The organism is Thalassotalea sp. PP2-459 (assembly GCF_001913705.1).
In the GTDB taxonomy this organism is placed as follows: Bacteria; Pseudomonadota; Gammaproteobacteria; order Enterobacterales; family Alteromonadaceae; genus Thalassotalea_C; species Thalassotalea_C hakodatensis.
In genome coordinates this window covers 109,741-122,109 of sequence record NZ_MKQD01000045.1, presented here as the reverse complement: position 1 = coordinate 122,109, position 12,369 = coordinate 109,741, and the positions used below count along the sequence as shown (strand labels likewise).

The following is a 12,369-nucleotide window of genomic DNA, read 5'->3' as shown; positions in this document are numbered from 1 at the left end:
ATTCTGTATAGCGTGATTTTTTCATAGTCGTCTCCTGCATTAATCATTACAGAAAACTCTAATTATGTCTGTCTCAGTTTAAGGGAAGTGGACACCTAGCCAACATTTATACAAGCTTTTTACAATGTTTTTAAATTGCCACCTTTAGTTGTCCATTCTACCTTTGACTCTATCTTCTGAATATGGATTACCGTACTGATTTCTGATGATGAGAAACCAGTATTGCAATCAAGTGTATGAAGATTTTTCTGTCAGATTTCATATTAAATGTTTTTCAGGAAATAAAAGCGGCTGCCTTTAGTGAACGTTCGCGTAAGAAAGTAAAGTCTGCCTTATTAATCGCTCGTATTCATAGTGAGGTTGAGCGAATTAACAAACCAGTGTTATTTATTAGACAATGCTGGATTCATGGAGCGTAATATTATGCGAGAATTAAACGTAAATGAAATTGAACAAGTAGATGGTGGTTGTGCTAAATATTGTTGGGGCGAAGCAACAATGGAAGGGTTTGTTGGTGCAGTCTCTTCTGGTGCTCGCTTTGGTCTTGGTGGGGCTGCGCTAGGAGCTGCTGCATACGCTTTAAAAATTATGTGGTTTTAAATGAAAAATATTACTCTAGTAACTATCGTAAAAATATTATTACTATTATTTATATTGGTAATATCATACGCTTTGTATGATAAATACGTAGGATTTAAAAGTGGGATATTAGAATTTATCTCTTACTTTTTAATAACAGCGGTTGTACTAGAGTTATATAGGCGACTCAACAAGAAATAGTAGTCGCTTTACAACATAGCCCCGTCAAACTAAATAAGTTTTCGGGGCCATGAGTAAATTAAATACAAAGGCTTTATAATGTCAATAGAAATGAGTTTTGCATGGAGACTAAGGGTTTTAAAACAAAAGCGCTGCAAGAGGTGTGGGCTGTACTATGCAAAGTCATTAAAACAATGCAACCACTGCTCAGCTTTTAATGATGATCAGTTAGCTGCATTTAAAGAGCAACACCAACAAAAACAAGAAGGGAACAACATAATTGGAGTTTGTTTTTTCTTTATTGTGTTAATCATTACTTTACTCTTACTCTCAAGTTTCTTTTACTAGAAATTATGCTACTGCGTTTCCTAAGAAGCCCGTCAATATCATTAATGTTTCAATGTGCCTATAATAATAAAAAATTTCATATGATTATTCTTCATCTAAACTTTTTCAATCTACAGGTTAAGTATAATTAGCGGCGGCAGTTCTTCCAGTGGAATATCCGATAGAGCAAAAAAAGAAAAGGCATTTCAAGCTTGCATTGAGAAAGATTATGGAAAAGCATATAAATTAGCAAGTGATCTAAGCCCTCTTTCATATACCGCGCTTGCATTAGAAAGATTAGGCCCAACTATAAAGGAAATGCTGATTCAAAAAGGCTCCCGGAATTTATATGGAGCCCAAAAACAGTTTGAAACAGATCAAAACTGCGAGCGCTTTAAAGGTTTTTTGCGAACAAATGGTTTTATTGGCTTCTTTTCTATGGGGTTTTAAATGGGGGCAAATGCCTACTGTAGAGCTATAACGGGGTAATATCATGATTTTCAGGTTACCAAGTTTTTTTTGGGGTGTCTTTTTTATATATTCAGAGAGCATTGGCCTTAACTTTTTTAATGTGGAGCAAGGTTATACTTTTAGTCACATTGGAGCCATTGCCATAGGTATTTACCTCATACTTTATGCGCTGAATGTAAACTTTTTAAAGTGGTTTAAGTTGTCAAAATAACCTTTTAAACTAGCATTTTTTACTAAGCAAAGACTTAAAGCTTTGAACATTTCAAGCTGGTTTCACCAAAACTTTATTGTTGGCGATCACTGAGGAATTTTAATTTGCTACAAGTGAAGGGTCGAAAAGTGATGGATTAGGTTTTGCACTATGCAACTAAATTTTTGGTTTAGTGATGTTTCTATTATTCTACTTTGTCGCGATAAAGAAAGTCTTGGAAAGATCTTTTTAATCATCACTAATGCAAGCTTATCACTCTAATTGTTTAAATGGGAGATTATTAAAAATTATTGGGAACAGGTCTTCATCGTGCGTGTGAGAATAAGCTGAATTCTTAATGATAAAGGTGGCGAACCCCCTGTGCAATGAATATTATATAATAAATTACGATAACTTTTGCCTGCTACAAGCGTTTCTAACTGATTTGTATTCAAAGCGACAAGTTTAACTAATGCTCATTAAATAAATATCGATAAACGTTGATGAAAGCACTACACGCATTAAAATAGTGTGCTATTTTTAAATGGATTAACAATTATTTATAGGGCGTAACAAATGGGAACAGAGAATGCGTTGTACACCATCCTTGTTGAAAAAATTAAACAAAAATCACTTGTACTACCGACGCTGCCAGAAGTTGCATTAAGGGTAAGAGAAGCGGCAGATGATCCGCAAATTAACCTAGGAGATATGAGCGATATAATTGCACACGATCCTGCTCTGTCAATGGGCATGTTGAAAGTCGCAAACAGTGCCATATTAGGTCGAGGGGTAAAAGTCGAGACCGTCAATCAAGCTGTCACTCGTATTGGTTTGAGACAAATAAAAAGTGTTGCAACAGCTATGGCGTTAGAGCAGGTGTTTGTTTCTGAAAATGAAATTGTTTCTTTATACTTGAAAAAATCGTGGGCTAAAACGATCGAGGTCGCATCAGTTGCTATGGTTTTGATGACATTTTATCAACGCGATCATAAGCACAGCCCTTTGACATTAGACACTCTTACCTTAGCTGCGCTTATTCATAGCATTGGTGTGCTACCCATATTAACGGAAGCTGAGAATCACCCTGATGTGTTCGCCAATCCAACATTTTTGCAACAAGCAATTATTAAGCTTTCAAATAAAATAGGTGCTGAAATAACCATTGCGTGGGGGTTATCACAAGAATTTACCGATATTGTACTCAATTGGAGTGATTTAACGGTATTACCCGCAGAAGTACATTATTTAGATTTTATCCGTGCAGGCGCAATTTATAATGGCATTTTCAAAAATGAATCGACACAAGAGGTATTATTAAAAAGTTATGTTGCCAAAGGAATATTACCTGATATTGATTTTATGTCGTCAGATGAGTTTAAAGACATGTATCAGGATGTTAAGAATATGTTTAGTTAAAAAGACGATTTTCGCCTTTTTAACTAAACATTAATTAACAAATTAACTCTCTAGGTAATCTGTTGTTTTACAATTAAATTCATGCAGTAAATCGCCAATAAAACGGTTAATTTCTCCGGCCATTAATGCAAAATCTGCATCAAGGCGTGCTACTACGTCATCTTTGTCGATATCTTCATTTTGTTCATGTAACACATCAAAGAATTTTAAACGCTTTATAGCGAAATCATCACAGAGGATACAAGATAAAGCGTCATCCCAAACAAGCTCTAATTTAACAGCAAACTTTTCGGCATCTAAATGGCTTTTCATTTCATCGCTTGTTAAATCTTGGTTTTTAACACGCACTATCGCTCCATCATCACCTAACCCGTGTAGTTCTGCTTCTGTCCCTAATTCAAATGACTCTCCAAGATTGTTTTCAGTTAACCAATCTGTCATTAACTCATCCGGCGCTTTTTCAGGAGATACGCTGGTGACAGGTAAAGTGCCTAACACTTTACGAAGTAACGCTAAAAAGTCTTCCGCTTTAGCGCGACTACTTGAATTGATTACAATGATATTGTGCTCTGCATTGACATAGCCGTGAGTGTCTGTAACACGGGAAAAGGCTCTTGGTAGTAATTCAAAAATGATGTCTTCTTTAAATTGTTCTTTTTCTTTTTTTGTTGCACTGCGACCGTGCTCGTTTTCTAGCAAGGCCATTTTCTCTTCTAACATTTCTTTGATCACCGGGGCAGGTAAAATCTTTTCCTCTTTACGTGCACACAATAGGTGATTGCCATTGACCGAATGCACTACTGAGTCACCATGTTTTCCTAAGGCGTTAACCCAGCCAAAGTGTGACATTTCAGTTGATGCACAAGGAGTAAATAAATGTTCATTTAGATGTTTGATCAAGTCTTGCTCTGACCACTCGAAAGGACGCGTAAAAGCGAAAAAGTATAAATTTTTAAACCACATTGAAAACTCTCGTGGGCGATAATTCGCCTTTTATTTTTGAAAGGGCGTTATCTTATACCAATTAACATGATTAATTAATCATTAGTTTATGTTTGAAAAGTTATTGAACTACAAATAGCAAAAGAAGGGATCACTGCATATCAGTAAAATTAATGGTGAAGGTTAATCCATGGCCTTTTTGTGATTCAGCGTGAATGGTACCGTTGAGGGTGTCTGTGACAAGGTTATGCACAATATGAGTACCTAATCCAGTGCCACCTTTTCCTGCTTTTGTGGTGAAAAAAGGGTCGAATAGCAAGGGTAATTGGGTTTCGGGTACACCAACACCATTGTCTTGGTAAATAATTTCTACATCTTTGTTGTTCATATGAACATCTATGTTAATTTCTCCTCGATTGATACCATCAAATCCATGAATAATTGAGTTGATGATTAAGTTAGTGAAAATCTGTGATATTGCGCCTGCATGGCAATATACGTCTAAGTTTTCAGGGCAATTTACTTTTATTCTATGGTTGGTTTTCTTGAGTTTAGGGTGCAGTGATTGAATAATTTCATCAAGATATTTTGCTACATTTATTTGTCTGATCTTATCACTGGTTTGATCTACTGCGACTTGTTTGTAGCTGGAAATTAATTCAGAAGCTCTATTGAGATTGTTTATTAATAATGAAACGCTTTGACCGGCATTTTGAGTAAAGTCTTCAAGGCTACGTTTGCTTAGCTTTTGTTCTTCAATGCCGTTGTTTAACTCGGTGAGAAGGTCGGCAAGGTAACTGACAGAAGTAATACTTACGCCAATAGGTGTGTTTATCTCGTGAGATACTTCTGCTGATAAAGCACCTAATACTGCCATTTTCTCTGATTCAAGCAAACGGCCTTGTGCTTTATTTAATTCATTGATAGAGCTTTTGAGTTCTTTGTTAGTATCAATGAGGGTTTTTTCAGTGATGCTTCGACGTTTATTTTCTTCTTTTAATTGGCTTTGTTGAGTAAGTAATTCACGCTGTTGGCGTTCCATTTTTAACATAGTGGTACTTAATGAAGATGTCTTGCGAGCTACTTCTTGCTCTAACATTAAATTTTGCTCGTCGAGTTTTCGGTTTGAAGCAATTATCTCGTTCTGTGCCTGGGCAAGTTCCTCTTTATACTTTGCTAGTTCAGATAACAAATTATTGTAGGCGTTTTGTAAGACACTTAATTCATTTTGTTCATAATTAACCATGTGGATTTTCGACGCTTCTGGGTCGTCCATATCAAACTGGTTAATTTGCTCGGTAAGTTCGTTGAGAGGGTTCGTTAACAATTGAGAAAAGGCAAAGGAAAACAATAACATTAATGCCGCTGTTTTCACCATTGCATTACCAATAAGAAAGTAAATACCCACTTCTATCCGATTAAAGATAACTTGGTTACTTGAAAGTAAAGTTACTGAACCAACTTTAGTGGTACGGCCTGAAAACTCAAAAATTAAGGGAAATGAGTGGCCAAACAAGCTGTCAGAAAAGGCGTTAATATTTAAATAGTCAGCTTTTCTTATTTGTGTATCGGAAAGTGATGCGTTGGCACCAAGCTGCGTAATTACTTGATTGTTTTCATCGGTAACTTTTATACCTTTTATCATTGGAATAGCCACAAGGCCTTCTGCAATATCAATGGCTTGTTGTGTATTAAGTTCCCATACTGCTCTAGTTAAACTACTTGAGAACGTTTTTTCTAAGGTTTGTAATTCATCATTAATATGCTTTTTGGTATTGATATATTCGGCGCCAATTTGCACACATGTGACTAGAAAGGTTAAGACAAAATAAAAAGACAAAACTCTAGTAAGCAATTTGCGAGAGATACTTGTTATTTTCATTTTATCTTCTATTTGAACAATACCTAATTTGATTGTAGCTATTTTATCGTTTGATTAAAGTGTTTTTTAAAAAAATTGTAAATTTATTCTATTATTTTTCTTATTTTTCTTGGAGATAGACTATAGTTTTTATAATGCAGCTTGAACCGTTTGTCATCAAGTTGAAATAAATTGTACACAAAAATGACGCAATAAATTCATTTTAATGTAAAAAAAAAGTCATATTGTCACAAAAGTGTCATTTAATTTAGGCACAATGTGCGGCAAATATACTCAATATACATTTGAAAGGGTGATCTCATGAAACGTTATTATAATTCTCTTGCCATTGCTGTGTTTTCCGCAATATCAGCACCGAGTGTTGCAGATGGCATAGATATATATGGTAAAGCCAATGTAACTGTGCAATCTTCCGATGAAGGTGAAGGATCTTTTACTGAGGTAAAAAGTAACAATTCACGCATTGGCTTTAAGGGGGAACAAGCACTTTCAGATGGGTTGACTGTTGTTTACAAAGCAGAATTCGGTGTTGACTTAGATGGTGATAGTGCAAAAGGAGACAGTATTACCGATCGAAATCAGTATATAGGCTTAAAAGGCAACTTTGGTGAGGTGTTAATTGGCAAAAATGATACGCTATTAAAGCAATCTCAGGGAAAAGTTGATGTTTTTAGTGATTTAAACGCTGATATTAAGGCGTTATGGAAAGGTGAGAATCGCGTTTCTGACAGTATCACTTATAAAACGAAAAAATTTAGTGGTTTTCAATTGGGGATGACGTATGTGGTTGAAGACAGTGTTGATGGTGAAGATGCCAGTTCAATTGCGTTAATGTATGGTGATAAAGCTTTAAAAAAATCTACATTTTATGCTGCGTTAGCCTTTGATTCAGAGATGGCTGGTTACGATGTTACCCGTGCTGTCATTTCAGGGAAGTTAGGTGGTTTTATCCTTGGTGCAATTGCTCAAACACAAGAAAACGTTAGTTCAGGACAAGAGATGGACGGCTTCCTTTTATCAGGGAAATACAATATTGATAATTGGGTGTTAAAAGGACAGTTTCAAACCGCAGAATTTGATGGTGGTGATGACAAGTCTGGTATTACAGTAGGTGCAGATTATAAATTTGCTAAAAATATTAAAGCATTTGGTTTTTATACAACATTTGATATGGATAGTGGTGCAGATGAAGACTACTTGGGAATTGGGCTTGAATATAATTTTTAAAAATTAGGGCGTGTTTGTTTTCGCAGTAAGCTGTTCTTAAGGAACGTTTTATTCATACAAAACTTGTATTCGATCAACGCCCTTACAATTTTTTGTGCAATAAATGTATTGAGTTTCTCTGTAAATAAGCGGCTGAATAGTCGCTTTTTTCTTGTGTTGTCGTGTAACATCGGCAATGATGAAATAAAATTTCACTTATGTCATAAAATTGTCATAAAATCTTATCACAATGTTCATTAGATATTGTCACATGCCTAATGGGAAGTTTAATACATGAACAGACAAATTTTGGTCGTCGAAGACGAAGCACCAATCAGGGAAATGATCACTTTCGTGTTAGAACAAAATGGTTTTAATGCTATAGAAGCTGAAGATTTTGACCAAGCAAAAGAAAAAGTGGTAGAGCCATACCCGGATTTAATTTTATTAGATTGGATGTTACCTGGCGGCTCAGGCGTTAAATTAGCAAAAATGTTGAAACAGAATGAATATACGCGTTCAATTCCCATTATTATGCTAACGGCACGCGCCGACGAGGAAGACAAAGTCAGAGGGTTTGATGTTGGCGTGGATGATTACGTAACAAAACCTTTTTCACCCAAAGAGTTGATTGCTCGCATTAAGGCTGTGATACGCCGAGTGGCGCCAACGGCACTTGAAGAAGCCATTGAATTTCATGGCATGAAGCTTGACCCAGTTGCTCATCGAGTATCGATAAATGACAGTAATATTGATTTAGGCCCTACAGAGTTTAGGTTGTTACACTTTTTCATGACTCATCCTGAGCGTGTATATAGCCGTGAACAATTATTGGATAATGTATGGGGTACAAATGTTTATGTTGAAGATCGCACTGTTGATGTTCATATTAGACGTTTACGAAAAGCAATTACTGGTGCGGGTCATGAAGATTTTATTCAAACAGTACGCGGCTCAGGTTATCGGTTCTCAGGTAAAATTAAAGCGAGTGTTTAATTAAGCCTTATGTATTCTAGTTTTTCAGCTAAAGCAATTTTCGCTCGCCTTTTCTTTGCTTTAGCTTTGAGTTTTTTCATTGGCTACCTTTTTGGTTACGCCTTTATACTTGTCGCGTTTTTAGCTATTGCATTGTTAACGTGGCAATATCATCACTTATTTAAACTTATGCGCTGGCTTTGGGTTAGTAAAAGTTTATCTCCACCTATTTCTCAAGGGCTTTGGGGGCAAGTGTACGATGGTTTATACCGTGTTATTCGCAAACACAGAACTAAGCAAAAGCGCCTAAATGAAAAAATCCGACAATTTAGGGATGGCGCAGAAGCATTACCTGACGCAGCATTGGTACTGTCAGCTGACTTAACTATTTTATGGGGCAATAAAAAAGCGCAACGTATTTTAGGTGTTCGCTGGCCAGGAGATGTTGGGCAGCGCATTGATAACCTCATACGCTTTCCAGAATTTTCTCGCTACCTTGATGAAGAAAACTTCGACGTACCGTGTCATATCCCATCTCCGGCGAATGCCGAACTCATGATCGAATTACGTCTGATGGCTTATGGTACAGATCAGGTACTTTTTTTGGCTAGAGATATTAGTAAAATTCATCGCTTAGAAGAAATGCGTCGTGATTTTGTTGCTAATGTCTCCCACGAATTAAAAACCCCATTAACCGTCATGCGCGGTTATGTTGAAATGGTACAAGTTACAGATAACGCATTAGATCCATACTGGCAGAAAGTATTTACCACGATGGAAACGCAAGTATCTCGAATGGATAGATTAGTAGAGCAATTATTGATTCTGTCTCGCGTTGAGGTAAGTACCGAAGAAGAAGAGAAGTATTTTGTTGATATGCCAAAACTAATTTTTGCATTGATCGAAGATGCTAAATGGTTAAATCAAGAAAAAGCGCACAAAATCACCAGTGATATTGATACTAACTTAGCAATTGAAGGTATCGATAATGAAATTAAAAGTGCTTGCTCTAATTTAATTTCTAATGCCATCGCATATACGCCAACTGGTGGTGAAATTCATATTACCTGGGCTAAAGACGGTCATAAAGCTAAATTCGCTGTCAAAGATAATGGCCCTGGTATTCGACCTGAACACGTTAATCGAATTACCGAACGCTTTTTCCGTGTTGATAAATCTCGTTCGAGAAATACTGGTGGTTCAGGGCTAGGTTTAGCAATTGTTAAGCATGTACTTAACCATCACCATGCAGAGTTGGCGATAAATAGCCAATGGGGTAAGGGCAGTGAATTTATCATATATTTCGAACCAAAAGCTATTCGGAAAATATCTTGATGAACTGATCAAGTAAACTATCCGCAAGTCACTCTTAACGATCGTTTTTTATGAACGCTGAGAAATTATCATGGAAACTCTTTATATGACGAAAATATTAAAGGCGTCATATAAGTGTCATAAACTTTAAATATAATTGTCATATTAGCTTTATATAGTGTTCACAATTATTCGATATATAAATACTCTCATTGGAGAAAATTATGAATTTTAAACGAGCGTTTAGTGCGATTAGTCTAGCAAGTGTTATGAGCTTTTCTGCATTAGCAATTGACAAAGACCTACCAGAGTACAAAAAAGTTAGTGGTATTTCAGGTAACTTATCTTCTGTGGGTTCAGACACATTAGCGAACATGATGACTTTTTGGGCGGAAGAATTTAAGCGTACTTACCCAAATGTAAATATACAAATTCAAGCGGCTGGTTCGTCAACTGCGCCACCGGCATTAACTGAAGGTACCTCAAATTTAGGCCCAATGAGTCGTAAAATGAAGTCTCGTGAAATTGAAGCCTTTGAAAAGCGATATAGTTATAAACCTGTAGCGGTGAGAGTGGCTATTGATGCTTTAGCAGTGTTTGTGCATAAAGACAATCCGATAAAAGGTTTACGCATTGATCAAGTTGATGCTGTGTTTTCCAATAACCGTAAATGTGGTGCGCAAGAAAACGCTGATCGCTGGGGTGATTTAGGTTTAACAGGTGAATGGTCTGGTAAAGATATTCAGCTTTATGGTCGTAACTCAGTATCAGGTACATACGGATACTTTAAGAAAAAAGCATTATGTAAAGGTGATTTTAAGAACAGTGTAAATGAACAGCCTGGATCTGCATCTGTTGTTCAATCGGTTTCTGCTTCATTAAATGGTATTGGCTATTCAGGTATCGGTTATAAAACATCTGGTGTTCGTGCGTTGCCATTAGCGAAAAAAGGGAATAACTTTGTTGAAGCAACAATGGAAAATGCCATTAACAAAAAATACCCACTTTCTCGCTTTTTATATGTTTATGTTAACAAACATCCTAATAAGCCTTTATCGCCAATGGATGCAGAATTTTTGAAAATGATTTTATCAAAATCAGGACAAAAAATTGTGGAAAAAGATGGTTACATTCCATTGCCAGCATCGGTTGTTGAAAAAGAATTTAAAAAGCTTGGTTTAATGTAAATATTGTTTCATTTGTTCAGGTTTGATTATGATATGAAAAGGCTCTTGATAGAGCCTTTTTACTTTGTAACTTTCAGAAATCCTACATCGTATAATAAAATATTTGTGCGAATTGGTATAATATCAGTTCACAGGTAAAAAAAGTGTTGGTGTTTCTCGCATTAAAGTGAAAACAAACTTAATATTTATTTGATTGGACAATTAACGTAACATTAATCGCCTCTAAAATTTGTTGTTCATAAAATAGTTCAGTGCTAATAATTGGACGATCTATTAACCATTGCTTATCTAAATATACCTCAAACCGATTATTGATTCCGTTGACCTTAAGGTTAAGGTCTGCTTGAGTATAGCGTTGTTGGTTAAGTAACACGCTAAAGCGTAAAATAACACACAGTTTATGAAGCGTTTGATGTGTTAAAGTGTATTCGGCTGTAACGTTATAAGGTGAAATTTTTTTTCGTTGGTTACCCACTAACCAAGCTAATGCGTATTGTTGCTCTTGATTGAAGCCGGCCATATCCGCTTGTTCGATAATATACTTACCGTGTTTCTGATAACTTGAAGCGTTAATGTCTACCCCTAATTCATGAAGTTGTGCTGCAAAAGTGAGTAATTCTAAATAAATCGGTGCGGTTAATTGCCATGATTCGGCCACCTGTTGATAAATATCAACAGCTTGTGACTTAACGTTTTCTGCCTGATGAAAATCAATATTAAAACGTGAAATAAAGCTTTCAACAGTGCGCTGTCTAACATTGTTATGCTTTAAATTTTCTAGTTGTTCGAATAATACACCTTCGCGAAGGGCATATTGGCAATAGCCTAATGTTTTTATGTCAAAGCAACGCATGATTGCGAGTAAAATAGCTACACCGGAGCAGAGCACATTGCGTCGAGTTTCTTTTAGTGTAGGTAGGTCTATTTCGTCAAAGTGCTGAAAGGTGAGTAAAGTCGCCTTAAGGTTTTCAACATCTTCCAGTGTGATTTCACGGGAAATCTCTTGTTCAGCATTAATGATTTTAGCGATGGCTTTTATGGTGCCTGATGTACCAATAGCGTGTTGCCAACCCGTATTCGCGAAGCGTTTTATGATACTATCAACTTGATGAGAGGCGCTTCTTATTGCTCGCTCAAATGCCTGTTGTGAAATAACATGATCGGAAAAAAAAGCTTGTTGGTAACTCACGCAACCGAGTTGTAAACTGTCTAGTGTTTTTATCTGGTACGCTTGACCGATTATACACTCTGTACTACCACCACCAATATCAATCACTAATTGCTGTTCGTTAGTTTGTCTGTGATGTGCTACACCCTGATAAATTAACCGTGCTTCTTCATGGCCTGAAATAATTTCAATGGTAAATGGGAAAATGCGCTTTGCAGCGGTTAAGAACTGTTCTGCATTGGTTGCTTGCCGCAAGGTATAGGTGGCAACCGCTCGAAAGTTATCTGGAGTGATATGTTGTGAACTGGTGGCAAGTTTCTCTAAAGCGTTTATGCCTCTAGCAATAGCTTTGCTAGATAACGTGAAAGTATTATCAAGCCCTTGAGCGAGTTGTACTCGGTACTTTTCAGCATGCAAAATTTGAATCTGTTGGTTTACATGTCGAGCTAAGACAAAGTGAAAACTATTAGAGCCTATGTCTAATGCCGCTAAGTATTGTTCGTGTTGTGTGTGCACATTGTGAGTCATT

At 36.4% G+C, this 12,369-nt stretch carries 9 protein-coding genes; 6 read left to right on the top strand and 3 right to left on the bottom strand.

Translation table 11 applies throughout. From position 1 onward, the window contains the following. The first annotated feature begins 423 nt into the window (after positions 1-423). Entirely contained in the window at positions 424-600 is a 177-nt protein-coding gene (locus BI291_RS18435; protein ID WP_175573116.1) for a hypothetical protein, read from the top strand. Positions 601-2,323: 1,723 nt separating this feature from the next. After that, entirely contained in the window at positions 2,324-3,166 is an 843-nt protein-coding gene (locus BI291_RS11520) for an HDOD domain-containing protein (RefSeq protein WP_074498907.1), read from the top strand. 42 nt (positions 3,167-3,208) lie between these two features. Here BI291_RS11520 and rdgC read toward each other — a convergent pair whose 3' ends face one another. Continuing rightward, entirely contained in the window at positions 3,209-4,129 is a 921-nt protein-coding gene (rdgC, locus tag BI291_RS11515) for a recombination-associated protein RdgC (RefSeq protein ID WP_074498906.1), read from the bottom strand. Between the two features lie 130 nt (positions 4,130-4,259). After that, complete coding sequence (locus BI291_RS11510; protein ID WP_074498905.1) at positions 4,260-5,990, bottom strand: HAMP domain-containing sensor histidine kinase; 1,731 nt, start codon at positions 5,988-5,990, stop codon at positions 4,260-4,262. A gap of 300 nt (positions 5,991-6,290) precedes the next feature. On the opposite strand from BI291_RS11510, the gene BI291_RS11505 reads away from it, so the two are divergent. The 4 genes from BI291_RS11505 to BI291_RS11490 all read left to right on the top strand — a co-directional run bounded on the left by BI291_RS11505 (position 6,291) and on the right by BI291_RS11490 (position 10,672). Then, positions 6,291-7,217 (top strand): porin, encoded by a 927-nt coding sequence (locus BI291_RS11505; protein ID WP_074498904.1) that lies wholly within the window; start codon positions 6,291-6,293, stop codon positions 7,215-7,217. Between the two features lie 273 nt (positions 7,218-7,490). Then, the gene (gene phoB, locus BI291_RS11500; protein WP_074498903.1) at positions 7,491-8,192 is read left to right on the top strand and encodes a phosphate regulon transcriptional regulator PhoB; all 702 of its coding nucleotides are present in this window, start codon (positions 7,491-7,493) and stop codon (positions 8,190-8,192) included. A gap of 9 nt (positions 8,193-8,201) precedes the next feature. Next, positions 8,202-9,506, top strand: a complete 1,305-nt coding sequence (phoR, locus tag BI291_RS11495; RefSeq protein WP_074498902.1) for a phosphate regulon sensor histidine kinase PhoR — start codon at positions 8,202-8,204, stop codon at positions 9,504-9,506. A gap of 203 nt (positions 9,507-9,709) precedes the next feature. Then, positions 9,710-10,672 carry a PstS family phosphate ABC transporter substrate-binding protein gene (locus tag BI291_RS11490; protein ID WP_074498901.1) on the top strand — a complete coding sequence of 321 codons (963 nt, stop codon included), beginning with the start codon at positions 9,710-9,712 and terminating at the stop codon, positions 10,670-10,672. A gap of 178 nt (positions 10,673-10,850) precedes the next feature. On the opposite strand, the gene BI291_RS11485 is transcribed toward BI291_RS11490, so the two are convergent. After that, entirely contained in the window at positions 10,851-12,368 is a 1,518-nt protein-coding gene (locus BI291_RS11485) for a Ppx/GppA phosphatase family protein (protein ID WP_074498900.1), read from the bottom strand. Between the last annotated feature and the right edge of the window lies 1 nt (position 12,369).